The following is a 26,695-nucleotide window of genomic DNA, read 5'->3' as shown; positions in this document are numbered from 1 at the left end:
CCGTCGGTCCGCCACCGACCGATCGGCCGCGCCATCACTGGAAGGCGAAATCCAGTTCCGGCTTCATGCCGCTGACGATGCGCGCAATGCTCTTGCCCGAGCCGCAGGCATGCGTCCAGCCCAGCGTGCCGTGGCCGGTGTTGAGGAACAGCTTGCCCACCCGGCTGCGGCCGATCAGCGGCACGTTGGACGGCGTGGCCGGGCGCAGGCCGGTCCAGAACTGGGCCTGCTCGGTGTCGCCGGCGCCGGGGAACAGTTCCTCGGTGCGGCGCACGATGGCTTCGCAGCGCACGCGGTTGAGGTCGCGGTCGTAGCCGTTGAGCTCGGCGGTGCCGGCGATGCGCAGGCGGTCGCCCCCCGGTGTGCCGTCAGGCAGCGCCGGCGAGGTGAGTCTCGAGAAGACCAGCTTGAATTCGTCGTCGGTCAGCGAGACCTGGTGCGCCTTGCTGGCGTCCTTGACCGGCATCGTCACCGAGTAGCCCTTGGCCGGGTAGATCGGCAGCGAGATGCCCAGTGTCTGCGCATAGACCGGGCTCAGCGAGCCCATCGCCAGCACGTAGGCGTCGGCGCGCAGGCGCTGGAAGCGGCCTTCGGCGTCGGTGGCTTCCACGTGGTCGATCTCGCCGCCGGCGGTGCGCAGCGCGGTGACGGTGTGGCTCATCAGGAAGCGCACGCCGTCTTCCTCGCAGCGCCTGACCAGTTCGCGGGCGAAGCGGTTGGCGTCGCCGGACTCGTCCTCGGCGGTGTAGGTGGCGCCGGCGAGCTGCGGGCGGATGTGGGCCAGCGCGGGCTCCAGCTTCACCGCTTCATCGGCGCTGATGACGCGGCGGTCGCAGCCCAGATCGCGCATCTGCTGCGCGGGCGCTTCGGCGGCGTCGAATTCCTTCTGGCTGGTGTAGAAGTGCAGGATGCCCTGGGTGCGCTGGTCGTACTCGATGCCGCGCTCGGCGCGCAGCGCCTGCAGCTCGCTGCGGCTGTAGGTGCCCAGGCGGACGATCTGCTCGATGTTGTGGCGGGTGCGGCCCGGCGTGCACTCGCGCAGGAACTGCAGGCCCCACAGCCACTGGCGCATGTCGGCGCGCAGGCGGAACAGCAGCGGGGCGTCTTCCTGGCCCAGCCACTTCAGCAGCTTGGCGGGGGCACCGGGGTTGGCCCAGGGCTCGGCGTGGCTGACCGAGATCTGGCCGCCGTTGGCGAAGCTGGTTTCAGCGGCCGGCGTGGCCTGGCGGTCGACGACCGTGACCTCGTGGCCGAGCTGGCGCAGGTAGTAGGCGGACGTGGTGCCGAGCAGGCCGGCACCCAACACGATGACGTGCATGGGAGAGTCTCCATTCAAGGATGGGCAGCAATGGCATCCGCAGCGGTGAGGCTGCCGATGTGCCGCTCCCCCTGTCCTTGGTACCTGAGAGATTCGGCGCCAGCCTTGCGGGCCGGGCCTTGCTCCTTCGGTGCGTCAGCCCTGGTGTGAACAGGCGCTGACGGCTCTCCAGACGGCGTGTGTGAGGTGGCAGTACGGGACCTGAGCGTGCATGGGAGTTTGCGCCTTCGGTGGCTGCGGCGCAGGGCCGCAGCACTCTCCTGCCAGGGATCAAGTTTACGCGGGAATCAGGAACCTCCGCGCCAGCAGCGTCCAGTAGGCGGCGCCGACGGCGATGTTGTCGTCGTTGAAGTCGTAGCCGGGGTGGTGGACCATGCAGGCATGGGCCGGCACGCTGGACTCCGGGCCGCCGTTGCCGATCAGCAGGTAGCTGCCGGGCACGCGCTCGAGCATGAAGGCGAAGTCCTCGCTGCCGGTCAGCGGCGGGCCCTGGCGGGTGATGCCGGCTTCGCCGCGCAGCTCGGCGCCCACGGCGCGGGCGAAGGCGGTGGGCTCGGCATGGTTGACCAGCACGGTGTAGCCGGGCCGCCAGTCGACCTCGGCGCGCAGGCCGTAGCCCTCGGCCTGGGCCGCGGCCAGCGCGCGGATGCGCTGCTGCAGCGTGGCGCGCACGCCCGGGTCCAGCGCACGCACGCTCAGCTCCAGCCGGGCGCTGGCCGGAATCACGTTGTTGGCCTGGCCGGCCTGCAGCGCGCCCACCGTGACCACCGCCGCCTGCAGTGGGTCCACATTGCGCGAGACCACGGTCTGCAGCGCCATCACCAGGCTGGCTGCGGCCACCACCGGGTCGGCGGTGTGCTGGGGCATGGCGCCGTGGCCGCCCACGCCGTGCAGGGTGATCGTGGCGTAGTCGCTGGAGGCCATGGCCGGGCCGTCGCGGAACACCAGGTGGCCCTGCGGCGTGCCGGGCATGTTGTGCATGGCGAAGACGGCGTCACAGGGGAAGCGCTCGAACAGGCCGTCGGCCATCATGCGCAACGCGCCGCCGCCGCCTTCCTCGGCCGGCTGGAAGATCAGGTGCAGCGTGCCGTCGAAGCCGCCTTCATCGGCCAGGCGACGCGCGGCCGCCAGCAGCATCGCGGTGTGGCCGTCGTGGCCGCAGGCGTGCATCAGGCCCGGCTTGCAGCTGGCCCAGGGGCGGCCGGACTGCTCGCTGATCGGCAGCGCATCCATGTCGGCGCGCAGGCCCAGGCGGCGCGGGCCGCTGCCGCGGCGCAGCGTGCCCACCAGGCCGGTGCCGCCCAGGCCGGTGACCACCTCGTAGCCCCATTCGCGCAGGCATTCGGCCACCAGGCCGGCGCTGCGGTGCTCCTCGAAGGCCAGTTCCGGATGCTGGTGCAGATCGCGCCGCAGCGCGACGAAGTCGTCCAGCGTGGCGGCACTCATTGCGCTTCCAGCTTGATGGCCTTGGCGATGGCGCGAAAGCGCGCGGTCTGGGCGGCGTATTCGCTTGAGGCATCGGCCAGGCTCAGCGGCTTGGCGGGCATCACCGCCTGCTGCTCCAGCTGGGTGTGCACGGCGGGGTCGGCCAGCACGGTGGAGAGCGCCTTGTGCAGGGCCTGCACCACCGGCTCGGGCGTGTCCTTCTTGACGAAGTAGCCGGTCCAGATGTTGAACGCGAAGTCCTTGACCGACTTGCTGTCGTTGACGCTGGGGTACTGCTTCAGGAACGGGGCTTCCACCTTGCCGGCCGGGGCCAGCGTGCCGATGATCTTCAGGCGGCCACTGTCCACCAGGCCACCCACCTGCGCACCGCTGACGATGATGGAGATGTCCACCATCTCGCCGCCCAGGTCCTGGAAGATCGGCGCGATGCCCTTGTAGGGGATGTGCGTCATCTTCGCGCCGATGGTCTGCGAGAAGTGCTCGCCCAGCACGTGGTAGAACGAGCCGATGCCCACGCTGGCGTAGGTCAGCGGCTTGTTGTCGGCGGCGGCCTTGCGGGCCAGCGCCACCAGCTCATCCACGTTCTTCGCCGGCAGGCCCGGGCGGGCCAGGATGGCGATCGGCGAGACGCCGATCATCTGCACCAGGCGGAAGTCCTCGCTCTTGAACTTGACCGCGTTGCTGGCCAGCGGAGCCAGGATCAGCTCGTTGGGCGAACCCTGGAACAGGTACTGGCCGTCCGAGGGGGCGCCCAGCACCTTCATCGCGCCCAGCGCGCCGCTGACGCCGCCCAGGTTCTCGACGATCACCTGCTGGCCCAGCGCCTTGCCCAGCGGCTGGTTGACGATGCGGGCGATCACGTCCGACAGGCCGCCGGCGGGGTAGGGCACCATCAGGTTCATCGGCTTGGCGGCCGACTGGGCCAGGGCACCAGTGGCCAGACACAGGCTGGCCATCAGCGTGGCGACCAGGGTGGGAATGCGACGCAGCAGGGAAGTCATGGGTCAGGCTCCGGCAGGGGGTGGGTGTCAGGCAGATACTAGGCAGCGCACTCGCGGCAGTCCAATGCATTGCAATGCTCTGTTCAATGAGTTCTACTCATGATCATGACCCTGGTCCAGCTGCGTCACCTGATCAGCCTGGCCGACACCGGCTCGTTCAGCCGGGCGGCCGAGCGCCAGCACCTCACCCAGCCCGCGCTCAGCCGCAGCATCGCGGCGCTGGAGGACGAGGTTGGCGGCCGCCTGTTCGACCGCATCGGCCGCCGCGCCGAACCCACGCCGCTGGGCCGCGAACTACTGACCCGCGCGCGCCAGCTGGTGGCCGATGCCGACGAGCTGGTGGCGCAGGGCCAGGCGGTGCGCGGCGCACGGGCTGGCACGCTGCGCGTGGGCCTGGGCTCGGGTCCGGGGGCGCTGCTGACCGTGCCGCTGCTGCAGCGTGTGGCCGCCCAGGGCCAGGGGCTGCGGCTGGAGCTGCGCCGCGGCGGCACCGCGCTGCTGGTGGACGCGCTGCGCGCACGTGCGCTGGACGCACTGGTGGTGGACGCGTATTCGCTGCCGCCGGCACCGGACCTGCGCTGCGAGATCATCGGCGAACTGCCCGGCGGCTTTCTCTGCCGCCGCGGCCACCCGCTGCTGCGCAAGCGCCGACCGCTGCGCTTTGCCGAGCTGCAGGCCTGGCCCATCGCCGCCACGCCGCTGAGCGACGCGGTGGCCGCGGTGCTGATGGACCGCTACGGTCCCGAGGCCCACCCCGAGCGCTGCGTCACGCTGCGCGGCGACGACCTGGCGGGCCTGGTCGAGGCCACCGCCGCCAGCGATGCGGTGCTGATCGCGGTGCGCGCCGCGGCGCCCGGGCTGGCCGAGCTGAGGGTGGAGCCGCCCCTGCAGGCCGTGGCACGCTTCGGCCTGGTGACGCTGGCCGGGCGCAGCCCGCCGCCAGCGCTGGCGCTGCTGCGCACGCTGGCGCGCGAGCGCTGCGCCTGATCAGCGCGCAGCCAGCTGCCGCGCCAGCGCGCGCAGCGAGGCCTCGTCCAGCGCCGCCAGCGTGTGCCGCTCGGCCTGCGCCAGGCGCAGGAAATCGCCGCGCTGCGAGCGGGCGTAGGCGGGGTCGTAGTGCTGCACCATCAGCGCCTCGAACAGCGGCGCCAGCTCGCCCGCCAGCGCCCAGGCCTGCCACTGGTCGATCGTGGCGTGGGCATGCAGGCCGCGCAGCAGACCGATCTGCCGGGCCAGCGCGGCCGGGTCATCGCCCAGGTAGGCATAGTCCTGCAGCAGGTAGTCCAGGCGCGCCGGCACCGGAGCCAGCAGCTCCACGCAGGGGCTGGCGCGCATGCGCTCGAGCACCGGTGTGGGCAGCTGCACCTGGCCGATGCGCCGGCTTTCGGCCTCGACAAACACCGGCCGAGCCGTGTCCAGCGCCTCGATCGCCTGCCACAGCCGGGTCTCGAAGCCCTTTTGCGTGGGCTGCCGCGCACCGGGCACCTGGCCCAGCACCGAGCCCTTGTGCACCGCCAGCGCCTCCAGATCCAGCACCTGCGCGCCTTCCTCGGCCAGCAGGCGCAGCAGCCGGCTCTTGGCGCTGCCGGTGGGGCCGCAGACCACACGCAGGTCCAGGCGGGGCGCCTTGTCGTTGATGCGGGCGATCACATGGCGCCGGAAGCTCTTGTAGCCGCCCGCCAGCTGCTGGGCGTCCCAGCCCACCATGCGCATCCAGGTGACCATCGAGCCGCTGCGCATGCCGCCGCGCCAGCAGTAGACCAGCGGCCGCCATCGCTCGGGCATGCCGCTGAAGTGCGTGCGCAGGTGGTGCGACAGGTTGGCCGCCACCATTGCGCCGCCGATGCGCCGCGCGACGAAGGCGCCCTGGGTGGCGTAGAGCGTGCCGACGATGCGGCGCTCCTCGTCATCCAGAACCGGGCAGTTGATCGCGCCGGGCAGGTGGTCTTCGGCAAATTCGGCGGGCGAGCGGGCGTCGATGATCGCGTCGAAGCGGCCGAGCTGGTCGACGCCGACGGGGCGGTGGGCACTCATGGCCGCTATTGTCGGCGCCATTCGTGGGGGAGGTCGGGCGCGCCGCCTGGACAAGGCGGGCCGGGCGTGCCAAGGTGCCGCGCTTCACCATCATCCCCGGAGGAGTCACCCATGTCCGATCCCAAGATCCCGTCGCGTTGCCTGCCCGGCCTGCTGCTGGCCGCTGGCCTGCTGGCGGCCGGCGCCGCGCAGGCCGAGCGCGTGGGCGCCTACCACGCCTACCTCACGCCCGAGGGCTGGGCCCAGCGCGGCCGCGTGGCGCCCACCGAGGCGGCCGCCGGCTCGGTGCTGTACTACGGCGGCTCGGTGATTGGCAACGTCAAGCTGGTCTCGGTGATGTGGGGCGCCAACGTGCGCAGCACCACGGTCAGCGGCATCCCGGGCTTCAGTGCGGCCCTGGTCAACAGCAGCTATGTGGACCAGATGGCCGAATACGACACCTTCCTGCGCGCCGTGGATGGCCGCCGCGGCACCAAGCAGCACATCCAGCGCGGCAGCTACCTGGGCCAGGTGCAGATCACGCCCGCCAACACGTCCAAGTCACTGAGCAACGCCGACGTGGTGGCCGAGCTGACCGGGCAGATCGCCGCCGGCGTGCTGCCACCGCAGGACCCGGACACCTTGTACATGGTGTACTTCCCGGCCGACACCTCGGTCACGATCGATGGTCTGCGGTCCTGCACCCACTTTGGCGCCTACCACTTCGCGTCGAAGACCAAGCGGATGCGGCCGGACAACATCCTCTTCTCGGTCGAGCCCGATTGCGGCTACAGCTTCAACACCATCACCTTCATCGCCGCCCACGAGTTCGTGGAGGCCGTGACCGACGCCATCCCCACGCCCGGCAGCAACCCCGCCTACCCGCAGGCCTGGAACACCAGCAATGGCTACGAAGTGGCCGACCTGTGCAGCAACAGCGGCAGCCTGATGACGGCGACCGCCACCTACAGCGTCAGCCAGTTCTACCGCAACACCACGGCGGCCTGCAGCACCGGCAACTACACCAGCCCCTGAGCGTCATCAACACCGATGACGTCAACGCGACTTCTCCTCTGAACAGGGGAGGTTGAGCGGGAACGAGGGCCGCAAGCTGCGGCCCTCGCATGGCCAGTCGGGCCGTGCCATTCAACCCCAGGAGGTCCTCATGTTCCGACGTCACCTGCTGGCAGCCGCCTGCGCGCTGCTGCCCCTGTCCCTGCTGTCCACCGGCGCGCACGCGTCGGGCGACTGGCCCACCACGCTGGAAGGCATCGACCTGGACCCGTCCAAGCCGGGTTTCGAGGCCTACTACGACTCCCGCCTGGGCATCACCTGGCTGACCGACACCGGCGCGGTGCAGCGCAGCACCTACGCCTGGCGGGACGACCGCGCCAACTATGCCAAGGCGCCGCTGACCCAGTTCGACAGCGCCAACGCCTGGCTGGCCGAGGCCACCTTCGGTGGCGTGGGCGGCTGGCGGCTGCCCTCGCGCACCGAGTTCAGCTCGATGTTCTTCCAGACCCTGGGCCACACCAGCAACGTGCTGAGCGAGCGCGGGCCATTCCAGACCCTGGGCGCCTACCAGCCCTACGGCGACTGGATCGGCGCCTATGTCTGGACCAGCGAGACCTGGGGCAGCGTGATCACCACCTTCGGTCTGGATGGCACCGGTTGGAACACCGCGCTGTCAGACAACCCGAACATCGCCTGGCCCGTGCATGACGGCCGCGTCGTGCCCACCACCGGCGTGGCCGGCAAGGCCGACTGGGCCACCACGCCCTATCAAGTGACCTGCACCAACGGCCGCACCGGTCAGACGGTGACCCTGAGGAAGGTGAAGAAGCCCGGCTTCGACTGCCGCGACAGCGGCTTCAGCGCGGCCAGCGGCGATGCGGTGACGGTGACGATCACCGGCACCGTGCGCTGAGCGCCGACGGGCTCAGGCGGCCAGCTGGAACAGGCTGGTCGCCTCCAGGTCCAGCACCTCGGCGCCGTCCTGGTTGAAGAGCTGCCAGCGCCAGCGCAGGATGCCCATGGGCTTGGCCGAGGCGCGGCGGGTTTCGACGACGGTGGCGACCACGCGCAGCGTGTCGTTCGGCCGCACCGGCTTGAGCCATTTCACGTACTGCAGGCCGGGCGAGGCGAAGCTCTCGCTGCCGGCCAGGGCCTTCTCGGCCAGCAGGCGCATCGCGATGCCGCAGGTCTGCCAGCCGCTGGCGATCAGGCCGCCGTGCGGGCCCTGGGCGGCGGCCTCGGGATCGGTGTGGAACCACTGCGGGTCCCAGGCGGTCGCGAAGTCGAGGATCTGCTGTTCGGTGATCGTGTAGGGGCCGGCCTCGATCACCTGGCCGGCGTGGAACTCAGCAAACTTCATGCGGCGCTCCACACCCGCTGGCGCAGCCAGGGGCTGACGCGGTAGCGCTCACCGCGGTAGTGGGTGTCCAGGCGGTCGAGCAGGCCCACCACGGCGGGGGCACCCGCGCGGGCCAGCCATTCAAAGGGACCGGCGGGGTAGTTGACGCCCAGCTTCATCGCGGCATCGGCGCCCTCGGGGCTGCACACGCCTTGCAGCACGGCGTCGGCGGCTTCATTGACCAGCATGGCGATGGTGCGCGCCACGACCAGACCGGCGGCATCGGCCACGCGCAGCGGCTGCCAGCCGGCAGCGGCCAGCACGCCGGCGGCGCGGGCGGCAAAGGCGTCGCTGGCGCCGCTGGCCACCGCGAAGGCGATGGGTGTGCCGGGGGCCACGGTCTCGGTGACGCTCCAGTCGAACACGGCCACGTCGCGCGCGCCGCCTTCAAAGGCGAGCTGGGCCGCGGGTCGGCCATCGGTGGGGCGCAGTTCGCCGCCCTCGGCCAGCGTGATCGCCACAGCGGCGGCCGTGGTGTCACGCGTGACGCTGAGGCCGGCTGCACTGAGCGCGTCGGCGATGCGTGCTGCCCAGGCGCACTGGCCGTGCACGGTGAGCGCGCCCGGCGCGGCCTGAGGCGCGGCGGGCAGGGCCTTGTCGGCGTCGGTCTGGGGGTAGGTGTAGAAGCCGCGACCATTCTTGCGGCCCAGCCAGCCGGCATCCACCAGGTCGCGCTGCACGCCCGAGGGGCCGAAGCGCTTGTCCTGGAAGTAGGCGCCGTAGACCGAGTTCGTCACCGCGAAATTGGTGTCGTGGCCGATCAGGTCCATCAGCTCGCAGGGGCCCATGCGGAAGGCGGCACCGCGCAGGCAGGCGTCCAGCACCCCCGGCGTGGCGGCCTGCTCCTGCAGCAGCGCCAGGGTCTCGGCGTAGTAGGGCCGGGCGATGCGGTTGACGATGAAGCCGGGCGAGCTCTTGGCATGCACCGGTACCTTGCCCCAGGCCTTGGACAGCGTGAAGATGGCCTCGGCCACCGGCGGCTCGGTGTGCAGGCCCGAGACCACCTCGACCAGCTTCATCAGCGGCACGGGGTTGAAGAAGTGCATGCCCACCAGGCGGCCCGGCCGGCGCAGGCCGTTGGCGATGGCGGTGACCGAGATCGACGAGGTGTTGGTCGCCAAAATCGCGTCATCGGCCAGCAGCGCCTCCAGGTCGCGGAACAGGCCGCGCTTGACCTCGAGGTTCTCGACGATGGCCTCCACCACCACGCGGGCGGCGGCGGCCTCGGCCAGCGCGCTGATCGGGGTGATGCAGGCCAGTGCGGCCTCGGCGGCGTCGGCGGCCAGCTTGCCTTTGTCCACCAGGCCCTGCAGCGTCTTGGCCAGGGCGGCCTTGGCGCTGGCAGCGGCGCCTTCGCGGGTGTCGTGCAGCCACACGGGGTGGCCGGCCTGGGCGGCCACCTGGGCGATGCCGGCGCCCATGATGCCGGCGCCCACCACGAGCACCGGGGCGTTGGTCAGATCAGTCATTCGTTGTGGGAACCCAGGGGGCAGGTTGTTTCGCGAGGAACGCGGCGAAGCCGGCGCGGGCTTCCTCGGTCCCGCGCACGCGGGCAATGGTACGGGCGGTCAGCTCGCGCACGTCCGGGCTGATCGGGCCCACCGCGAACTGGGCGAACAGCGCCTTGATCTCGGCCAGTGCATGGGGCCCACCGTTGAGCAGTTCGGCCACGGTGGCGTCCACCGCGGCGTCCAGCGCATCGGCCGCCACCACCTGCTGGACCAGGCCAATGGCCAGGGCTTCTGCGGCGCCAATGCGCTGCGTGGTCAGCGCCAGCCGCAGCGCCTGGCGCTTGCCGACCGCATTGGTCAGGTAGGGCCCGATGACCGAGGGCAGGATGCCGAACTTGGCTTCGCTGACCGAGAACTTGGCGTCCTCGCTGGCGATGGCGATGTCGCAGGCGCAGGTCAGGCCCACACCGCCGCCCAGGGCCACGCCGTGCACCCGCGCGATCGTCGGCTTGGGGCAGCGGTGGATCGTGTGCAGCATGCCGGCGAAGCGGCGCGCATCGGCCTCGTTCCATTCGATGCTGGCAGTACTGGCGCGCTGCATCCACTGCAAATCGGCACCGGCGCTGAAGGCCTTGCCGGCGCCCTCCAGCACGATCACCCGCACCGACGGATCGGCGGTGAGGGCGCTGAAGGCCTGGTCCAACTCGCCGATCATCGCCTCGTCAAAGGCGTTGAAGACCTGGGGGCGGTTCATCCGCACCCGGGCAACGGGGGCGACGGTGACATCCAGCGTGCTGTAGCTCATCGGGGTCAGTAGGTTTCGAGATGCAGGCGACCTTCGGTCTTCAGGGCAGCGCCGATCGTGTCCCAGCTCAGGCCGGCCTGCTGTGCCACGTCGCGCAGCGCCAGCACCACGCCTTCTTCCATCGACTTCAGGCCGCAGACGTAGATGAAGGTGTTCGGGTCCTGCAGCAGCGCGGCCAGGTCGGCGGCGCGCTCGCGCATGGCGTCCTGCACGTAGCGCTTGGGCGCGCCGGCGGTGCGCGAGAACGCGAAGTTGATGTCGATGAAGTCCTTGGGCAGGTTCTGCAGCGGGCCGAAATAGGGCAGCTCTTCCTGGGTGCGGGCACCGAAGAACAGCATCAGCTTGCCGCCCTCGAACTTGCCGCTGGCGCGCAGGCGCCGGCGCCACTCGGTCATCGCCCGCATCGGCGCGCTGCCGGTGCCGGTGCAGATCATCACGATGTTCGAGCGCGGGTGGTTGGGCATCAGGAAGCTGGTGCCGAAGGGGCCGATCACCTGCACCGTGTCGCCCACCTGGAGGTCGCACATGTAGTTGCTGGCCACACCCCGTACCGGCTTGCCGGCGTGGTCTTCCAGCACCCGCTTGATGGTCAGCGAGAGGTTGTTGTAGCCCGGGCGCTCGCCGTTGCGCGGGCTGGCGATCGAGTACTGGCGCGCATGGTGCGGCTTGCCCTTGTCATCGGTGCCCGGCGGCACGATGCCGATCGACTGGCCTTCCAGCACCGGGAAGGGCATGGCGCCGAAGTCCAGCACGATGTGGTGGGTGTCGTAGTCCTTGCCGACCTCGGTGACTCGGACGTTGCCGGTGACGGTGGCGGTGACCGTCTTCTGCACAGCCTTCGGGCCGTACAGGTTGGTGTAGGCGTGCGCGGCCGACCAGGGCGGCAGCGTGGCGCCCCAGTCGGCGCTGCGGAAGGCGGTCTCGCCGCTCGGGTCCGCCGCGGGCGCAGCGGCAGGCTCAGCGGCCACGGCGCTGGCGTCACCGCCGGACTCGGCCACCGCGGCCTGCAATTGGTCGGGACTCAGCTCCGCCGGCAACTCGTCCCAGCTGAACTGCTCCTCCAGCGTGTAGGGCCGACCGGCCGGCACGCTGCGGTAGTTGTCGATCGAGCCGGTGGGGCAGGGCGAGATGCAGGCGTTGCACCAGTTGCAGGTCGCCACGTCGATCACGTAGTTGCGCGAGTCGTGCGTGATCGCGCCGACCGGGCAGGTGGCTTCGCAGGTGTTGCAGCGGATGCAGATCTCGGGATCGATGACGTGCTGCTTGACGACAGTGGGCAACGGTGCATTCATGACGGGCCTTGCAGTGGCACTAGCTAACCAAGTGCCGTCGCGGAACCGGCTTCGCCGGGCCGCAGACGGCGCCCCCTGGGGGGAAGCGGCGCAGCCGCCTCGGGGGGGTCAATTAAATCGCACGTAGTCGAAGTCGACGGGCTGGCGGTTGATGCCCATGACCGGCGGCGCGATCCAGTTGGCGAACTTGCCCGGCTCGACGACACGGCCCATCAGGCTGGCGACAAACGCGCGGTCCTCGGCGCTGGGCAGCCAGTCCTTCTCGCGGGCCGCGAACTCGGCCGCGCTGACGGCCTGGCCGTCCGGCGTGATGTGCGCGCCCGAGAGCGTGCCGATCTTGCGGTTGAAGGCCTTGTGCGGCGTGGTCAGGCGGAAGGGGATGCCGGCCTTCTCGATCACCTTGTTCCAGCGGCTCACGCCACCGATCGAGTCCTTGATGTAGTCGTCGCGCAGCACCTCGTTCAGCGCATTGAGCATCGGCACCTCGCGCTCGACCAGCTGGCCGTCCTTCAGGCCCAGCACGGTGTAGTGCTGGCCCTGCAGGCGGTGGTCGTCGCTGCGCTTGGTTTCCTCGTAGCGACCCTTCAGGCCCGAGTTGTAGAAGATCGCGGCGTTGCTGGATTCGTCGGCGCCGAACAGGTCGATCGTCACCGAGAAGTGGAAGTTCAGGTAGCGCTGGATGGTGGGCAGGTCGATCACGCCGGCGGCGCGGATCTTGGCCGGGTCATCGGTCTTGAGCTCGTTCATCACCTGGCAGGTGCGGGCGATCACGCGGCTCACGCCCGACTCGCCCACGAACATGTGGTGGGCTTCCTCGGTCAGCATGAACTTGGTGGTGCGGGCCAGCGGGTCGAAGCCCGACTCCGCCAGCGCGCACAGCTGGAACTTGCCGTCGCGGTCGGTGAAGTAGGTGAACATGTAGAAGCTCAGCCAGTCGGGCGTCTTCTCGTTGAAGGCCTGCAGGATGCGCGGGTTGTCGGCATCGCCCGAGTTGCGCTGCAGCAGCGCGTCGGCTTCCTCGCGGCCGTCACGGCCGAAGTACTTGTGCAGCAGGTAGACCATGGCCCACAGGTGGCGGCCTTCCTCGACGTTCACCTGGAACAGGTTGCGCAGGTCGTACTGGCTGGGGCAGGTCAGGCCCAGGTGGCGCTGCTGCTCCACCGAGGCCGGCTCGGTGTCGCCCTGGGTGACGATGATGCGGCGCAGGTTGGCGCGGTGTTCGCCAGGCACGTCCTGCCAGGCGGCTTCACCCTTGTGCTCGCCGAAGTTGACCTGGCGGCCTTCTTCCTTGGGGTTCAGGAAGATGCCCCAGCGGTAGTCGGGCATCTTGACGTGGCCGAACTGGGCCCAGCCGTCGGGGTCGACGCTGACGGCGGTGCGCAGGTAGACGTCGAAGTTGGTCGAGCCGTCCGGGCCCATGTCCTGCCACCACTGCAGGTAGTTGGGCTGCCAGTGCTCCAGCGCACGCTGCAGGGTCTTGTCTTCCGAGAGGTTGACGTTGTTGGGGATCTTTTCCGAGTAGTTGATCGAGGACATGGTGTCTCCGTGTGCCGGGATCGGGGGAGTGGTGTTTCGGTGGCGGCGCGCTCCACCCGGAACCGCGCCGCCCAACGTCGAAAGTGGGGCGCTGGCCTCAGACCCGGTTCATGTCGAACTGGCTCTTTTCGCCCTTGCCGTAGACCTTGAGCGCGCCCTTCTCGCCGACGGCGTTGGGGCGCTGGAAGATCCAGTTCTGCCAGGCGGTCAGGCGGCCGAAGACGCGGGTGACCATGTTCTCCGGGCCGTTGAAGCGCAGGTTGGCTTCCATGCCGGTGAGCGCGTCGGGCGACATGGCGGCGCGCTCTTCCAGGGCCAGGCGCACTTCGTCGTCCCAGTCGATGTCGTCGGGGTTGGAGGTGACCAGGCCCAGCGCGAAGGCGGCGTCGGCGTCCAGTGCCTGGCCGATCGTGGCGCGCACCGCGGCCAGAGGGGCGGCTTCCTCGTAGAAGCGGCGCGCCAGGCGGCTCTGGCCGGTGGCCATGGGGAACAGGCCGAAGTTGATCTCGCCCACACCGATCTTCGGCGCCTTGGCCGCGTCGTCCGGCAACGCCAGGTGGTAGATGCGGTCGCAGGCCAGGGCCAGCTCCAGCAGGGTGCCGGTGAAGCACGAGCCCGGCTCGATCAGCGCGAACAGCGAGCGCGAGGACACGTCCAGGCGGCTGAGGGTGCGGCGCAGCAGGCCGGTGGTCTCGCGCACCAGCCAGTGGTTCTGGTTGGTCAGCAGCAGGGCGTCGAGCGCCTTCACGGCCTCGGCGTCGCCGCTGGTCTTCAGCACCCAGGTGCCGATGTCCAGTTCGTTGGTGCGCAGGTGCAGGATGGCGTCGTCCAGTTGGCGGGCCAGGGCCAGCGCGTACCAGTCGGCACCGGCGGCAACGATCTGCTCGACGCTGCCCGGCTGCGCACCCTCGGGCGCCTTGACGGTGATGACGGCCTGGCGCTTGGCGCGGTCGATCTCGACGCCCACGTGCTGCCACTGCAGGCTGTCGCCGTTGAACGTGCGCTGGATCGGGGTCAGGGCCACGCCCTGGGCGCCCGCCGGGCGGTCGCTCTGCTCGGCCAGTTGCAGTGCACGCTCCTGCACGCGGGCGGCGAACTGGGCGGGCTTGGCGATCTCGTCGACCAGGCGCCAGGCCACGGCCTTCTGGCCGCGCACGCCTTCGGTGGTGGTGCAGAAGATGTCGGCCAGGTCATGGCGCACCTTGCGCTTGTCGGTGACGCGGGTCAGGCCACCGGTGCCAGGCAGCACGCCCAGCAGCGGCACTTCGGGCAGGCTCACCGCCGAGCTGCGGTCATCGACCAGCAGGATCTCGTCGCAGGCCAGAGCCAGCTCATAGCCGCCGCCGGCGCAGGCGCCGTTGACCGCGGCCAGGAACTTCAGGCCGGAGTGCCTGGACGAATCCTCGAAGCCGTTGCGGGTCTCGTTGGTGAACTTGCAGAAGTTCACCTTCCAGGCGTGGCTGGAGACGCCCAGCATGAAGATGTTGGCGCCCGAGCAGAACACGCGCTCACGGCTGGAGGTCAGCACCACGGTGCGCACCTCGGGGTGCTCGAAGCGGATGCGGTTGATGGCGTCGTGCAGCTCGACGTCCACGCCCAGGTCGTAGCTGTTGAGCTTGAGCTTGTAGCCGGGGCGCAGGCCGGCGTTCTCGTCCACGCCCATGGCCAGCGTGGCGACCGGGCCTTCGAACTTCAGGGTCCAGTGGCGGTACTTGCCGGGCTCGGTGCGGTAGTCGACCAGGGCGGCGGTGTCGGGGGTGGTGCTCATGGTGTCTCCGGGTCAGGGGCGGTGGGTGAGGGGTTGATGCAAGATCGTGCAGCAACCATGGATAGGCATCATAGTGCAGAAAATCCGCTTGTCAAGCGAAAACTGCAGTTTAGTGCATACCCTGAGCCGCCCGGTGCATCGGCTCGACCAGCCGGCGCAGTTCGGCAAAAGCCTGCTCCAGCGGCTTGCCGCCGGTTTCCAGTTGCAGATCGGCCTGGCTGTAGAAGGGGGTGCGCTCAGCCAGGATGTGCTTGAGGTCGTCCATCGCCTCGCGGTTGCCGGCCATCGGGCGCAGGTCGCCCTGGGCCATCACGCGGGCCATGTGTTCCTCGGGCGTGGCCTTGAGCCAGACGGTGACGCAGTGGCCCAGCAGCAGGTTGAAATTGGCCGGGTCAGAGACCACGCCGCCAGGGGTGGCGATCACCGCGTCCGGGTAGAGCTGGATGGTCTCTTCCAGGGCCCGGCGCTCGTAGCGGCGGTAGGCGGCCGAGCCCAGCAGGTTGTGGATCTCGGGCAGGCTGCAGCCGCCGACGCGCTCGATCTCGGTGTTCAGCTCGACGAAGGGCACGTCCAGCGACTCGGCCAGCAGGCGGCCCAGCGTGGACTTGCCCGCACCGCGCAGGCCGATGAGCGCGATGCGCTGGGCACGTGCATCGGGTGCGCCGGACTGGCCATACAGATCGGTCAGCGCCATGCGGCCGCGGCGCAGCTCGTCCTCGCTGCGGCCACGCAGCAGGTCGCGGATCAGCGCCCATTCGGGTGAACTGCTGGTCTCGTCGCCCAGCAGTTCGGGCAGCGGGCAGTCCAGCGCGCGGCAGACCTGGCGCAGCACCAGCACCGAGGCATTGCCCACGCCCAGCTCCAGGTTGGCCAGGTGGCGCTCGGACACCTGAGAGTGTTGGGACAAGGCCTTGCGGGTCAGGCCGCGGCGCGCCCGCAAGGAGCGCACGCGCTCGCCCAGCGCGGTCAGGAAGGGGTCGCGCGGGTCGCTGGGGCGCTCGGTGGCGGGGGGGTCGGCCAGAGTCGGATCAAAGTCGTCCATGGATTCAGTGATTACCCGAAGCATGCAATATAGTGCTTGACGCGGCCGCTCCGGCCGGGTAAGTTTCGTACATGCACTAAATTTCCACAAGCCTCGCGACCCCCGGGGAAGCGAGGCCCAGGAGACACCGAATGAGCACTGTCGACACCTTCCAGGACCTGATCGCCCCGCTGACCGCCTCGCTGGCCGGCCGCCCGCTGGATGAGGCGCTGGCCGCCGAACTGAACCGCACCCACCCGGCCGGCAGCCTGCTGTTCGAAGCCATCGTCGCGGCCTGCCGGGCCGGTGACGCCGCCGGCTGGATCTGCCCGCACGAGCACGGCGGCATCCGCTACGGCCGGGTGATCAAGCCGACACCGGCGCTGAATGGCTTTTCGGTCGATGTGGTCGACATGCGCGATGTGGTGGGCCCGCACCACGTGCACCCGAATGGCGAGATCGACCTGGTGATGCCGCTGGACGGCGACGCCCGCTTTGACGGCCAGGCCGCCGGTTGGAAGGTCTACCCGCCCGGCAGTGCCCACCGCCCCACCGTGACCGGTGGCCGCGCCTACGTGCTGTACCTGCTGCCCGAGGGCGCGATCCAATTCACCAAGGCCTGAGATGGAATCCCTGAAGAACTTCGTGGCCGGCCAATGGGTGGCTGGCCAGGGCGCCGGCACCACGCTGCACGACCCGGTCACCGGCGAGGCGCTGGTGACGGTGTCCAGCGCCGGGCTGGACCTGGGCGCGGCCTTTGCCTTCGCCCGCCAGCAGGGCGGTGCCGCGCTGCGGGCGCTCAGCTACGGTGAGCGCGCCGCGCTGTTGTCGCGCATCGGCGAGGTGCTGGTCGCGGACCGTGATGCCTACGACGAGATCGCCACCCGCAACTCGGGCACCGTGAAGAGTGATTCGGCGGTGGACATCGACGGCGCGATCTACACCCTGGGCCAGTACGCCCGCTGGGGCGCCAGGCTGGGTGAGGCCCGGCTGCTGCTGGACGGCGAGCCGGTGGCGCTGGCCAAGGACAACGCCTTCGCGTCGCAGCATGTGATGACCCCCACCCGCGGCGTGGCGCTGTTCATCAACGCCTTCAACTTCCCGGCCTGGGGCCTGTGGGAGAAGGCGGCGCCGGCGCTGCTGTCGGGGGTGCCGGTGATCGTCAAACCCGCCACCGCCACCGCCTGGCTGACCCAGCGCATGGTGGCCGATGTGGTGGCTGCGGGCATCCTGCCGCTGGGCGCGCTCAGTGTGGTCTGCGGCAGCTCGGCCGGCCTGCTCGATCAGCTGCAGGGCGAGGATGTGCTGAGCTTCACCGGCTCGGCCGAGACGGCCGCCGTCATTCGCTCGCACCCGGCCGTGGTGCGCCACTCGGTGCGCGTCAACATCGAGGCCGACAGCCTGAACTCGGCGCTGCTGCTGCCGGTGGGCGAGGGCTCCGAGGCGTTGTCGCTGTTCGCCCGCGAGGTGGCGCGCGAGATGACCGTGAAGTCGGGCCAGAAGTGCACCGCGATCCGCCGCGCCTTCGTGCCGCGTGCGCTGTACACCGCGGCGGCCGAACTGATCTCCGCCCAGCTGCGCAAGACCGTGGTGGGCAACCCGCGTGACGCATCGGTGCGCATGGGCGCGCTGGTCAGCCTCGAACAGAAGCGGCACGTCGAGGAAGGCCTGGCCGTGCTGCAGTCCGAAGCGGTGCTGCTGCACGACGGGCGCCTGCAAGCGCTGGTCGGTGCCGATGCCGGCTCGGCCTGCGTGGCACCGGTGCTGCTGGGCTGCGAGCAGCCCGTCACCGCCACACGGGTGCACGACACCGAGGTCTTCGGCCCGGTGGCCACGCTGATGCCCTACGACGACCTGGCCCAGGCCCAGGCCCTGGTGCGCCGCGGTGCCGGCTCGCTGGCCTGCTCGCTCTATGGCGACGACCCGGCGGCGCTGGCCGCCTGCGCCACCGAGCTGGCCGACCTGCACGGCCGTGTGCACATCGTCACCCCTGCGGTGGCGCGGCTGCACACCGGCCACGGCAATGTGATGCCGCAATCGCTGCACGGCGGCCCCGGCCGCGCCGGTGGCGGCGAGGAACTGGGCGGCCTGCGGGCCCTGAACTTCTACCACCGCCGCAGCGCGCTGCAGGCGGCCCCCGAGGTGCTGGCGGCCCTGGGTCCGGCCACCCGGCTCTGACCGGCACCCGAACGATCGGCGACAGGAGACACGCCATGAACGCACAGACCACCGAGCTCGCCGGCGTCCCCGGCCTGGCCGAGCACTTCAACTTCGCGGCGCACCTGCTGTCGCTCAACACCGGCCGCGCCGCCAAGGCGGCCTTTGTCGACGAGACCGGCAGCACCAGCTACGGCGAGCTCGACCAGCGCGTGCGCCAGCTGGCCGCCGCGCTGCGCGCCCAGGGCGTCAAGCGCGAGGAACGCGTGCTGCTGCTGATGCACGACTGCCGCGACTGGCCCGTCGCCTTCCTGGGCGCGATGTACGCCGGCGTGGTGCCGGTGGCCGTCAACACCCTGCTGACGGCCGACGACTACGCCTACATGCTGGAGCACTCGCGCGCCCAGGCCGTGCTGTGCTCGGGCGCGCTGCTGCCGGCCGTGACCGCGGCGATGGTCAAGTCCGACCATGAGGTGCAGAAGGTGGTGGTGTCGCGCCCGATCGCGCCGCTGCACCCCAGCGAGGTCGAGTTCGAGGCCTTCCTGGCGCCGCACGCGCCGCTGGGCAAGCCCGCCGCCACCGGGCCGGACGCGCCGGGCTTCTGGCTGTATTCCAGCGGCTCCACCGGCCGCCCCAAGGGCACGGTGCACTCGCACGGCAACCCCTACTGGACGGCCGAGCTGTATGGCAAGGGCGTGCTGAAGCTGCGCGAGGACGACGTGTGCTTCTCGGCCGCCAAGCTGTTCTTCGCCTACGGCCTGGGCAATGCGCTGAGCTTTCCGCTCAGCGTGGGCGCCACGGTGCTGCTGATGGGCGAGCGGCCCACGCCGGACGCCACCTTCAAGCGCTGGCTGGGCGGCATCGGCGGCGTCCAGCCCACGGTGTTCTATGGAGCCCCCACCGGCTTCGCCGGCATGCTGGCGCATCCGGCGCTGCCGGCGCGCAGCGACGTGAAGCTGCGCCTGGTGTCCTCGGCCGGCGAGGCCCTGCCGGCCGAACTGGGTCAGCGCTTCAAGGCGCACTTCGGGGTGGACATCGTTGACGGCATCGGCTCGACCGAGATGCTGCACATCTTCCTGTCCAACACGCCCGAGAAGGTGGCCTATGGCACCACCGGCTGGCCGGTGCCGGGCTACACGATCGAGCTGCGCGGCGACGAGGGCCAGCCGGTGCCCGACGGCGAGCCGGGTGACCTCTACATCCAGGGCCCCTCGGCGGCGATGATGTACTGGGGCAACCGGCAGAAGACCCAGGAGACCTTCCAGGGCGGCTGGACCAAGAGCGGCGACAAGTACGTCCGCAACGCCGACGGCAGCTACACCTACGGCGGCCGCAGCGACGACATGCTCAAGGTCAGCGGCATCTACGTCAGCCCCTTCGAGGTGGAAGCCACGCTAGTCCAGCACCCGGCGGTGCTGGAGGCGGCGGTGATCGGCGTCGAGGATGCCGAGGGCTTGACCAAGACCAAGGCCTTCGTGGTGCTCAAGCCCGGCCAGCAGACCGACGAGGCGGCGCTCAAGGCCTTCGTCAAGGACCACCTGGCGCCCTACAAGTACCCGCGCCAGATCGAGTTCGTCGAAGACCTGCCCAAGACGGCCACTGGCAAGATCCAGCGCTTCAAGCTGCGCGACCAGGAACGCGCCAAGGGCCCGGCGGCATGACCCAGCGGGTGCGCATCGACTGGGCCGGACGGCCGGTCGACATCGAACACACCTGGGTCGGGGTGGACGACCCCGCGGCGCCGCTGCTGGTGGTGCTGCACGAGGGCCTGGGCTCGGTGTCGATGTGGCGCGACTTCCCGGACCGGCTGGCGCGCGCCTGCGGCGTGCGGGCGCTGGTGTACTCGCGCCCCGGCTATGGTCGTTCCACGCCGCGCGCGGCCGATGAGCACTGGGGCCTGGACTTCATGCACCGCCAGGCGCAGCAGGTCTTGCCGGCGCTGCTCGACGCGCTGGGTGTGCGCGGCCCTTATGCGCTGCTGGGCCACAGCGACGGCGGCTCGATCGCGCTGTTGCATGCGGCCCACGCACCCCAGCGGGTGAAAGCCTGCATCGTGATGGCGCCGCACATCCTGGTCGAGGAATTCGGTCTGAAGAGCATCCGCGAGGCCCGCGTGCAGTACGAGCAGGGCGGGCTGCGCGCACCGCTGTCCCGCCACCACGACGACGTCGATTCCGCCTTCTACGGCTGGAACGACATCTGGCTGGCCCCGGACTTTCCCCAGTGGCAAATTACTTCAGAACTAAAGAATATCATGGCACCCGTGCTGGCCATCCAGGGGGAGGACGACCCCTACGGCACGATGGCCCAGATCGATGGAATCGCCAATGGACTGCCGGCCACGCAACTGGTCAAGTTGCCCGGTTGCGGGCATTCGCCGCACCGTGACCATCCTGAGCCGGTGATCCGCGCCTGCCAGGCCTTTCTTGCCCCCTTGCTTCACCAGGAGACACACGCATGAACGCTCGCACCTCGCTGACCGCCCTGGCCGCTGCCGCGGCCCTGCTGGCCTCGGCTTCGGCCATGGCCCAGGGGGCCAAGCTCAAGGTCGGCCTGATGCTGCCCTACACCGGCACCTACGCCGCGCTGGGCGTGGCCATCGAGAACGGCTTCCGGCTGTACCTGGCCGAGCAGGGCGGCAAGATCGGCGGCCGCGAGGTCGAGTTCAGCAAGGTCGATGATGAATCGGATCCCGCCAAGGCCACCGAGAACGTCAACAAGCTGATCAAGCGCGATGGCGTGGACGTGCTGATCGGCACCGTTCACTCGGGTGTGGCCATGGCCATGGCCAAGGCCGCCAAGGACAACAACGTGCTGCTGATCGTGCCCAATGCCGGCGCCGACGCGGTGACCGGCCCGATGTGCGGCAACAACATCTACCGTTCCTCGTTCAGCAACTGGCAGCCGGGCTACGCCACCGGCGAGGTGATGGCCAAGAAGGGCATCAAGAAGGCCGTGACCATCACCTGGAAGTACGCGGCCGGCGATGAATCGGTCAAGGGCTTCAAGGAGGCCTTCGAGAAGGGCGGCGGCTCGGTGGTCAAGGAGCTGACGCTGCCCTTCCCGAACGTCGAGTTCCAGGCCCTGCTGACCGAGATCGCCGCCATCAAGCCTGATGCGGTCTACACCTTCTTCGCCGGCGGCGGCGCGGTCAAGTTCGTCAAGGACTACGACGCGGCGGGCCTGAAGAAGAGCATCCCGCTGTACGGCTCGGGCTTCCTGACCGATGGCACGCTGGAGGCCCAGGGCGCCTCGGCCGATGGCCTGTTCACCGCGCTGCACTACGGCGACAGCCTGGACAATGCCAAGGACAAGAGCTTCCGCCTGGCCTACGCCAAGACCTACAAGCTGCAGCCGGACGTGTACGCGGTGCAGGGCTATGACGCGGCGCAGATCCTGGGCATCGGCCTGAATGCGGTGAAGGGTGACGTCAGCAAGAAGGCCGAGTTCGCCGCTGCGGTGGAAAAGGCCAAGATCGACAGCCCGCGCGGCGCCTTCACGCTGAGCAAGGCGCACAACCCGGTGCAGGACATGTACCTGCGCCAGGTGGTGGGCAAGGAGAACAAGGTGGTGGGCATTGCCTCCAAGTCGCTGGCCGACCCGGCCCGTGGCTGCAAATCGTGAGCCCCCAGGCTCGCTAGCGCTCGCCACCCCCCGCGGGGGCTCCACCAGCGGACCGGCATAGCCGGATCCGCGGTGGTTACTTGAGGGGGCGTCGGCCTTCCGGCCTCCTTTTCTTCTGCGGCGTTGCGGCGCCTTGATGGACTGTTGTGGATCTCGCCACTTTTCTCATCCAGTGCCTGAATGCGGTGCAGTACGGGCTGCTGCTGTTCCTGGTGGCCTCGGGGCTGACGCTGATCTTCGGGATCATGGGCGTCATCAACCTGGCGCATGGCAGCTTCTACATGATCGGCGCCTACATGGCCTATGCGCTGGCGCCGGCGGTGGAGCAGTGGCTGGGCGGCGGCTTCTTCACGGTGATGGCGGTGGGCATCGTGCTGTCGGTGCTGCTGGGTTACGTGCTGGAGTGGGTGTTCATCAGCTACCTGTACGAGCGCGAGCACCTGCAGCAGGTGCTGATGACCTACGGCCTGATCCTGGTGTTTGAGGAACTGCGCTCGATCATCGTGGGCGATGACGTGCACGGCGTGCAGCCGCCGGCCTGGCTGTCGGGCAGCATTCCGCTGGGCGAGGTGATGACCTACCCGGTCTATCGCCTGTTCATCTCGGCGGTGTGCGTGGCGGTGGCGCTGGCGATGTGGGCGGTGCTGGCGCGCACGCGGCTGGGCATGCGCATCCGCGCCGGGGCCAGCAACCGCGACATGGTGCGGGCCATGGGTGTGGACATCCGGCTGCTGTACCGCGTGGTGTTTGCGGTGGGCGTGGCGCTGGCGGCGCTGGCCGGGATGATCGCGGCGCCGGTGTCCTCGGTCTACCCGGGCATGGGCTCGAGCGTGCTGATCATCTGCTTCGTGGTGGTGGTGATCGGCGGTATCGGCTCGATCAAGGGCGCGCTGATCGCGGCGCTGCTGGTGGGCTTTGTCGACACCTTCGGCAAGGTGCTGGTGCCGGGCATCGCCGGTGTCTCGGTGTACCTGCTGATGGCGGTGATGTTGTTGTGGAAGCCGGAAGGGCTGTTCAAGGCAGGCTGATGTTCGAGACCGGTTTCCTTCGCAAGGCGGTGCCCGTGGCACTGGCCTTCATCCTGCTGGCACTGTGGCCGCTGTGGGCACCGCCCTTCTATGCCGAGCTGGCGATGAAGATCATGATCCTGGCGATCTTCGCGCTGAGCCTGGAACTGCTGGTCGGCCAGACCGGCCTGGTCTGCTTCGGTCAGGCGGCGTTCTTCGGCATCGGCGCCTATGCGGCTGCGGTACTGACGCCGCAGAGCGAGGCGGCCTCGCTGTGGCTGACCGCGGCGGCGGCGGTGGCGGCGGCCGGCGGCTATGCGCTGCTGGTGGGCGCGCTGTCGCTGCGCACCAAGGGCGTGTACTTCATCATGATCACGCTGGCCTTTGCGCAGATGGCCTTCTTCGTGGCGCACGACACCAACTGGGTGGGCGGCAGCGACGGCATCTACCTCTACTTCAAGCCCGATGCGTCGATCTTCGGCTGGAAGCCCTTCGACCTGGACCAGGGCCACACGCTGTACTGGCTGGTCTGGGCCTGCCTGCTGGGCGTGGCGGCGTTCTGGTCGGTGATGCTGCGCAGCCGCTTCGGCCGCGCGCTGGCCGGCATCAAGGTCAACGAACAGCGCATGCGGGCGGCGGGCTTCGCCACCTACCCGTACAAGCTGGCGGTGTTCGTCTTCTCGGCCATGCTGGCGGGGCTGGCGGGCTATCTGTTCGCGGTGAAGGATGGTGTGGTGAACCCCGAGCTGATGTCCTGGCACCAGAGCGGCGCGGTGCTGATCATGATCATCCTGGGCGGCCTGGGGCATCTGCGCGGTGCGCTGATCGGCGCGCTGGCCTTCACGCTGCTGCAGGAGCTGTTCCAGTCGCAGGCGGTGTTCGGCCCGTTTGCCAAGCACTGGCAGCTGATGCTGGGCCTGGCCATCATCGCCTTCGTGGCACTGCTGCCGCGCGGTCTGATCGGCCTGGTCACGCCGAAGGAGGGCGCATGAGCGGTGATGCCCTTCTGCTGCGCGCACAGGGCCTGTCGCGCTTCTTCGGTGGCCTGAAGGCGGTCGAAGGCGTGACGCTGGACCTGCGCCAGGGCGAACTGCACGCGGTCATCGGCACCAATGGCGCCGGCAAGTCCACGCTGATCAATCTGCTCTCGGGCGAACTGCCCGCCTCGGCGGGCACGGTGGAACTGCTGGGCGAGGACGTGACCGGCCGGACCCAGCCGCGCCGCGCCCGCGCGGGTCTGGGCCGCAGCTACCAGCGCAACACCATCTTCCTGCCCTTCAGCGTGCGCGAGAACTGCCGCCTGGCGGCCCAGGCGCGGTGGCAGAAGCCCTGGAACTGGCTCACCCCCGCCACCGCCTGCCGCGACGCCATGCAGGCCGCCGACGAGGCCTTGGCGCGCACCGGCCTCGCCGAGGTGGCCGAGCGGACCGCCGGCGTGTTGTCGCATGGCCAGAAACGCCAGCTGGAGATTGCGATGTGCCTGGCGTCCAACCCCAAGGTCCTGCTGCTCGACGAGCCGCTGGCCGGCATGGGCGCCGAGGAGACCGAGCGCATGCTGACCCTGCTGGGCGAGCTCAAGGCCGGCCACGCGATCCTGCTGGTGGAACACGACATGGATGCGGTGTTCCGCGTCGCCGACCGCATCACCGTGATGGTCAACGGCCGTGTCATCGCCAGTGGCGCACCGACCGAGGTGCGCGCCAACCGTGACGTCCAACTGGCCTACCTCGGGGATTCCCATTGATGAGCGCCGCCCCGTTTCTTCAGGCGCGCGATGTGCACGCGCACTATGGCCAGAGCCACATCCTGCACGGCATCAGCCTGGCCATTGCGCCGGGCGAGGCGGTGGGTCTGCTGGGCCGCAACGGCATGGGCAAGACCACGCTGATCCGCACGCTGATCGGCCAGTTGCGCGCCAGCGCCGGCCAGGTGCAGGTGGCGGGCCGCGACATGACCGGGCAGCCGCCCGAGAAGATCGTCCGCCTGGGCATTGGTTATGTGCCCGAGGGCCGCGGCGTCTTCCCCAACCTCAGCGTGCGCGAGAACCTGGTGATGGCGGCGCGCGCCGGCACCCGAGGCCAGGTCGACTGGACCTTCGAGCGCGTGCTGGAGACCTTCCCCTGCCTGGCCGAGCGCCTGACCAACGGCGGCGGCCAGCTCAGCGGCGGCGAGCAGCAGATGCTGGCCATCGGCCGCGCGCTGATGACCAACCCGGACCTGCTGATCCTCGACGAAGCCACCGAGGGCCTGGCGCCGCTGGTGGTGGCCGAGATCTGGCGCGTCATCAGCCTGGTGCGCCGCACCGGCATCGCCTCGCTGGTGGTCGACCGCGACTTCCGCAAGGTGCTGGCGAACACCGACCGCGCGCTGGTGCTGGAAAAGGGTCGCCTGGTGCTGGAAGGCGCTTCGGAGACACTGTCTGCTGACGAAGCCGCGCTGCACCGCTACCTGGGCGTCTGAGCCCGCGCCACCCCACGCCATTCGAGTCTGACTCCTTTTTCAGGAACCTGCTGCCATGAGCACCCGCCACGCCTTCATCTGCGATGCCCAACGCACGCCCTTCGGCCGCTACGGCGGCGCCTTGTCGTCGGTGCGCACCGACGACCTGGGCGCCGTGCCGCTGCAGGCGCTGATGGCACGCAACCCGAAGGTCGATTGGGCCGCGGTGACCGATGTGATCTTCGGCTGCGCCAACCAGGCCGGCGAGGACAACCGCAACGTGGCGCACATGGCCAGCCTGCTGGCTGGCCTGCCGCTGGAGGTGCCGGGCACCACGGTGAACCGGCTGTGTGGCTCGGGCATGGATGCGGTGGGCATCGCCGCGCGCGCCATCAAGGCGGGCGAGGCCGGTCTGATGATCGCCGGCGGTGTCGAGAGCATGAGCCGCGCGCCCTTCGTCATGCCCAAGGCCGAGAGCGCCTTCAGCCGTGCCAATGCGGTGTACGACACCACCATCGGCTGGCGCTTCATCAACCCGAAGATGAAGGCCGCCTACGGTGTGGACGCGATGCCCGAGACCGCCGAGAACGTGGCCACCGATTTCAGGATCGAGCGCGAGGCCCAGGACCGCATGGCCCTGGCCAGCCAGAAGAAGGCCGTGGCTGCGCAGTTGGCTGGCTACTTTGACGCCGAGATCTGCCCGGTGACGATCCCGCAGAAGAAGGGCGAGGCCATCGTCGTCGCCAAGGACGAGCACCCCCGCGACACCAGCCTGGAAGCGCTGGCCAAGCTCAAGGGCGTGGTGCGCCCCGACGGCACGGTGACCGCCGGCAACGCCAGCGGCGTCAACGACGGCGCCTGCGCGCTGCTGCTGGCCGACGAGGCCAGCGCCGCCCGCCACGGCCTGACGCCGCGCGCCCGCGTGGTGGGCATGGCCACCGCTGGCGTGCCGCCGCGCATCATGGGCATCGGCCCGGCGCCGGCCAGCCGCAAGGTGCTGGAACTGACCGGCCTGAGTCTGGCGCAAATGGACGTGATCGAACTCAACGAGGCCTTCGCCGCTCAGGGCCTGGCCGTGCTGCGCGACCTGGGCCTGCAAGACGACGACCCGCGCGTCAACCCGAACGGCGGCGCCATCGCCCTGGGCCACCCGCTGGGCGCCAGCGGCGCGCGCCTGGTGACCACCGCGGTCAACCAACTCCACCGCAGCGGCGGCCGCTACGCGCTGTGCACGATGTGCATCGGCGTGGGGCAGGGCATTGCGTTGATCGTCGAGCGGGTCTGAAAAACGGCGGCTGGCTGCCCTAGGCAGTCATTGCCCGCGGAAGTGGTTGAGGCGAGGTGGGGGAAAGGGGTCTCTCTCATGTCCCCCGGCCTGCGGCCTCCTCCTTGACTTCGTTCGAC

24 protein-coding genes and 1 riboswitch are annotated in these 26,695 nt (G+C 69.8%); of the genes, 13 read left to right on the top strand and 11 right to left on the bottom strand.

Annotation, left to right across the window (positions count from 1 at the left end; genetic code table 11):
* Positions 1–34: 34 nt before the first annotated feature.
* From KAK03_RS17475 to KAK03_RS17465, 3 genes are all read right to left on the bottom strand, one after another.
* Positions 35–1,318, bottom strand: a complete 1,284-nt coding sequence (locus KAK03_RS17475; protein ID WP_210855740.1) for a D-amino acid dehydrogenase — start codon at positions 1,316–1,318, stop codon at positions 35–37.
* 61 nt (positions 1,319–1,379) lie between these two features.
* Positions 1,380–1,500: riboswitch (glycine riboswitch) on the bottom strand.
* A 94-nt stretch (positions 1,501–1,594) separates the two neighbouring features.
* The gene (locus KAK03_RS17470) at positions 1,595–2,764 is read right to left on the bottom strand and encodes a M20 aminoacylase family protein (protein WP_210855738.1); all 1,170 of its coding nucleotides are present in this window, start codon (positions 2,762–2,764) and stop codon (positions 1,595–1,597) included.
* The gene (locus tag KAK03_RS17465; protein ID WP_210855736.1) at positions 2,761–3,765 is read right to left on the bottom strand and encodes a tripartite tricarboxylate transporter substrate binding protein; all 1,005 of its coding nucleotides are present in this window, start codon (positions 3,763–3,765) and stop codon (positions 2,761–2,763) included. Before KAK03_RS17465 ends, KAK03_RS17470 begins: the two co-directional genes overlap by 4 nt.
* 99 nt (positions 3,766–3,864) lie before the next feature.
* On the opposite strand from KAK03_RS17465, the gene KAK03_RS17460 reads away from it, so the two are divergent.
* Positions 3,865–4,752: a LysR family transcriptional regulator gene (locus tag KAK03_RS17460; protein WP_310738648.1), complete on the top strand. Its 888-nt coding sequence runs from the start codon at positions 3,865–3,867 to the stop codon at positions 4,750–4,752.
* Here KAK03_RS17460 and mnmH read toward each other — a convergent pair whose 3' ends face one another.
* On the bottom strand, positions 4,753–5,799 hold the full coding sequence (gene mnmH / locus KAK03_RS17455; protein ID WP_210855734.1) for a tRNA 2-selenouridine(34) synthase MnmH: 1,047 nt from the start codon (positions 5,797–5,799) through the stop codon (positions 4,753–4,755). It abuts the gene before it with no gap.
* A 111-nt stretch (positions 5,800–5,910) separates the two neighbouring features.
* On the opposite strand from mnmH, the gene KAK03_RS17450 reads away from it, so the two are divergent.
* Both KAK03_RS17450 and KAK03_RS17445 read left to right on the top strand, forming a co-directional pair.
* Positions 5,911–6,813: a hypothetical protein gene (locus KAK03_RS17450; protein ID WP_210855732.1), complete on the top strand. Its 903-nt coding sequence runs from the start codon at positions 5,911–5,913 to the stop codon at positions 6,811–6,813.
* A gap of 130 nt (positions 6,814–6,943) precedes the next feature.
* On the top strand, positions 6,944–7,705 hold the full coding sequence (locus KAK03_RS17445; protein WP_210855730.1) for a hypothetical protein: 762 nt from the start codon (positions 6,944–6,946) through the stop codon (positions 7,703–7,705).
* Positions 7,706–7,717: 12 nt separating this feature from the next.
* Here KAK03_RS17445 and KAK03_RS17440 read toward each other — a convergent pair whose 3' ends face one another.
* The 7 genes from KAK03_RS17440 to KAK03_RS17410 form a co-directional block, all read right to left on the bottom strand.
* Entirely contained in the window at positions 7,718–8,152 is a 435-nt protein-coding gene (locus KAK03_RS17440) for a MaoC family dehydratase (protein WP_210855729.1), read from the bottom strand.
* Positions 8,149–9,660, bottom strand: a complete 1,512-nt coding sequence (locus KAK03_RS17435) for a 3-hydroxyacyl-CoA dehydrogenase (protein WP_210855726.1) — start codon at positions 9,658–9,660, stop codon at positions 8,149–8,151. Before KAK03_RS17435 ends, KAK03_RS17440 begins: the two co-directional genes overlap by 4 nt.
* Positions 9,653–10,447 carry an enoyl-CoA hydratase-related protein gene (locus tag KAK03_RS17430; protein WP_210855724.1) on the bottom strand — a complete coding sequence of 265 codons (795 nt, stop codon included), beginning with the start codon at positions 10,445–10,447 and terminating at the stop codon, positions 9,653–9,655. Before KAK03_RS17430 ends, KAK03_RS17435 begins: the two co-directional genes overlap by 8 nt.
* Positions 10,448–10,452: 5 nt before the next feature.
* Positions 10,453–11,739, bottom strand: a complete 1,287-nt coding sequence (gene boxA / locus KAK03_RS17425; RefSeq protein ID WP_210855722.1) for a benzoyl-CoA 2,3-epoxidase subunit BoxA — start codon at positions 11,737–11,739, stop codon at positions 10,453–10,455.
* 108 nt (positions 11,740–11,847) lie between these two features.
* On the bottom strand, positions 11,848–13,275 hold the full coding sequence (gene boxB, locus KAK03_RS17420) for a benzoyl-CoA 2,3-epoxidase subunit BoxB (protein ID WP_210855721.1): 1,428 nt from the start codon (positions 13,273–13,275) through the stop codon (positions 11,848–11,850).
* A 97-nt stretch (positions 13,276–13,372) separates the two neighbouring features.
* Positions 13,373–15,043, bottom strand: a complete 1,671-nt coding sequence (gene boxC / locus KAK03_RS17415) for a 2,3-epoxybenzoyl-CoA dihydrolase (protein WP_210855719.1) — start codon at positions 15,041–15,043, stop codon at positions 13,373–13,375.
* Positions 15,044–15,152: 109 nt separating this feature from the next.
* Positions 15,153–16,085, bottom strand: coding sequence for a helix-turn-helix transcriptional regulator (locus tag KAK03_RS17410; protein WP_210855717.1), 933 nt, complete (start codon positions 16,083–16,085; stop codon positions 15,153–15,155).
* A 131-nt stretch (positions 16,086–16,216) separates the two neighbouring features.
* Between KAK03_RS17410 and KAK03_RS17405 the strand changes: the two genes are divergently transcribed.
* From KAK03_RS17405 to pcaF, 10 genes are all read left to right on the top strand, one after another.
* Complete coding sequence (locus tag KAK03_RS17405) at positions 16,217–16,687, top strand: 4-hydroxylaminobenzoate lyase (RefSeq protein WP_210855715.1); 471 nt, start codon at positions 16,217–16,219, stop codon at positions 16,685–16,687.
* Between the two features lies 1 nt (position 16,688).
* Complete coding sequence (locus tag KAK03_RS17400) at positions 16,689–18,242, top strand: 3,4-dehydroadipyl-CoA semialdehyde dehydrogenase (protein ID WP_210855713.1); 1,554 nt, start codon at positions 16,689–16,691, stop codon at positions 18,240–18,242.
* Positions 18,243–18,277: 35 nt separating this feature from the next.
* Entirely contained in the window at positions 18,278–19,882 is a 1,605-nt protein-coding gene (locus KAK03_RS17395) for a benzoate-CoA ligase family protein (protein WP_210855710.1), read from the top strand.
* Positions 19,879–20,682: an alpha/beta fold hydrolase gene (locus tag KAK03_RS17390; protein WP_210855708.1), complete on the top strand. Its 804-nt coding sequence runs from the start codon at positions 19,879–19,881 to the stop codon at positions 20,680–20,682. Before KAK03_RS17395 ends, KAK03_RS17390 begins: the two co-directional genes overlap by 4 nt.
* The gene (locus tag KAK03_RS17385; RefSeq protein ID WP_210855707.1) at positions 20,679–21,845 is read left to right on the top strand and encodes an ABC transporter substrate-binding protein; all 1,167 of its coding nucleotides are present in this window, start codon (positions 20,679–20,681) and stop codon (positions 21,843–21,845) included. The genes KAK03_RS17390 and KAK03_RS17385 overlap by 4 nt, the downstream gene beginning before the upstream one ends.
* A 146-nt stretch (positions 21,846–21,991) precedes the next feature.
* A complete protein-coding gene (locus KAK03_RS17380; protein WP_210855705.1) occupies positions 21,992–22,873 on the top strand; it encodes a branched-chain amino acid ABC transporter permease in 882 nt (293 codons plus the stop codon).
* Positions 22,873–23,844: a branched-chain amino acid ABC transporter permease gene (locus KAK03_RS17375; protein WP_210855703.1), complete on the top strand. Its 972-nt coding sequence runs from the start codon at positions 22,873–22,875 to the stop codon at positions 23,842–23,844. The genes KAK03_RS17380 and KAK03_RS17375 overlap by 1 nt, the downstream gene beginning before the upstream one ends.
* Positions 23,841–24,596 carry an ABC transporter ATP-binding protein gene (locus KAK03_RS17370; RefSeq protein ID WP_210855701.1) on the top strand — a complete coding sequence of 252 codons (756 nt, stop codon included), beginning with the start codon at positions 23,841–23,843 and terminating at the stop codon, positions 24,594–24,596. The genes KAK03_RS17375 and KAK03_RS17370 overlap by 4 nt, the downstream gene beginning before the upstream one ends.
* On the top strand, positions 24,596–25,312 hold the full coding sequence (locus KAK03_RS17365; protein ID WP_210855699.1) for an ABC transporter ATP-binding protein: 717 nt from the start codon (positions 24,596–24,598) through the stop codon (positions 25,310–25,312). Before KAK03_RS17370 ends, KAK03_RS17365 begins: the two co-directional genes overlap by 1 nt.
* Positions 25,313–25,367: 55 nt before the next feature.
* On the top strand, positions 25,368–26,576 hold the full coding sequence (gene pcaF / locus KAK03_RS17360; protein ID WP_210855697.1) for a 3-oxoadipyl-CoA thiolase: 1,209 nt from the start codon (positions 25,368–25,370) through the stop codon (positions 26,574–26,576).
* Positions 26,577–26,695: the final 119 nt, after the last annotated feature.

Origin of the sequence: Ideonella alba, from assembly GCF_018069845.1 — a bacterium.
GTDB lineage: Bacteria > Pseudomonadota > Gammaproteobacteria > Burkholderiales > Burkholderiaceae_C > Ideonella > Ideonella alba.
Note: the sequence above shows the minus strand (reverse complement) of the source record. Positions and strands in the feature narration are given on the sequence as shown.

Coding starts and splice junctions, on each gene's coding strand:
- pcaF (WP_210855697.1), top strand. CDS start 25,368: ATGAGCACCCGCCACGCCTTCATCTGCGATGCCCAACGCACGCCCTTC.
- KAK03_RS17465 (WP_210855736.1), bottom strand. CDS start 3,765: ATGACTTCCCTGCTGCGTCGCATTCCCACCCTGGTCGCCACGCTGATG.
- KAK03_RS17390 (WP_210855708.1), top strand. CDS start 19,879: ATGACCCAGCGGGTGCGCATCGACTGGGCCGGACGGCCGGTCGACATC.
- KAK03_RS17365 (WP_210855699.1), top strand. CDS start 24,596: ATGAGCGCCGCCCCGTTTCTTCAGGCGCGCGATGTGCACGCGCACTAT.
- KAK03_RS17475 (WP_210855740.1), bottom strand. CDS start 1,318: ATGCACGTCATCGTGTTGGGTGCCGGCCTGCTCGGCACCACGTCCGCC.
- KAK03_RS17445 (WP_210855730.1), top strand. CDS start 6,944: ATGTTCCGACGTCACCTGCTGGCAGCCGCCTGCGCGCTGCTGCCCCTG.
- KAK03_RS17400 (WP_210855713.1), top strand. CDS start 16,689: ATGGAATCCCTGAAGAACTTCGTGGCCGGCCAATGGGTGGCTGGCCAG.
- boxC (WP_210855719.1), bottom strand. CDS start 15,043: ATGAGCACCACCCCCGACACCGCCGCCCTGGTCGACTACCGCACCGAG.
- KAK03_RS17450 (WP_210855732.1), top strand. CDS start 5,911: ATGTCCGATCCCAAGATCCCGTCGCGTTGCCTGCCCGGCCTGCTGCTG.
- boxA (WP_210855722.1), bottom strand. CDS start 11,739: ATGAATGCACCGTTGCCCACTGTCGTCAAGCAGCACGTCATCGATCCC.
- KAK03_RS17470 (WP_210855738.1), bottom strand. CDS start 2,764: ATGAGTGCCGCCACGCTGGACGACTTCGTCGCGCTGCGGCGCGATCTG.
- KAK03_RS17370 (WP_210855701.1), top strand. CDS start 23,841: ATGAGCGGTGATGCCCTTCTGCTGCGCGCACAGGGCCTGTCGCGCTTC.
- mnmH (WP_210855734.1), bottom strand. CDS start 5,799: ATGAGTGCCCACCGCCCCGTCGGCGTCGACCAGCTCGGCCGCTTCGAC.
- KAK03_RS17385 (WP_210855707.1), top strand. CDS start 20,679: ATGAACGCTCGCACCTCGCTGACCGCCCTGGCCGCTGCCGCGGCCCTG.
- KAK03_RS17435 (WP_210855726.1), bottom strand. CDS start 9,660: ATGACTGATCTGACCAACGCCCCGGTGCTCGTGGTGGGCGCCGGCATC.
- boxB (WP_210855721.1), bottom strand. CDS start 13,275: ATGTCCTCGATCAACTACTCGGAAAAGATCCCCAACAACGTCAACCTC.
- KAK03_RS17440 (WP_210855729.1), bottom strand. CDS start 8,152: ATGAAGTTTGCTGAGTTCCACGCCGGCCAGGTGATCGAGGCCGGCCCC.
- KAK03_RS17430 (WP_210855724.1), bottom strand. CDS start 10,447: ATGAGCTACAGCACGCTGGATGTCACCGTCGCCCCCGTTGCCCGGGTG.
- KAK03_RS17410 (WP_210855717.1), bottom strand. CDS start 16,085: ATGGACGACTTTGATCCGACTCTGGCCGACCCCCCCGCCACCGAGCGC.
- KAK03_RS17405 (WP_210855715.1), top strand. CDS start 16,217: ATGAGCACTGTCGACACCTTCCAGGACCTGATCGCCCCGCTGACCGCC.
- KAK03_RS17460 (WP_310738648.1), top strand. CDS start 3,865: ATGATCATGACCCTGGTCCAGCTGCGTCACCTGATCAGCCTGGCCGAC.
- KAK03_RS17375 (WP_210855703.1), top strand. CDS start 22,873: ATGTTCGAGACCGGTTTCCTTCGCAAGGCGGTGCCCGTGGCACTGGCC.
- KAK03_RS17395 (WP_210855710.1), top strand. CDS start 18,278: ATGAACGCACAGACCACCGAGCTCGCCGGCGTCCCCGGCCTGGCCGAG.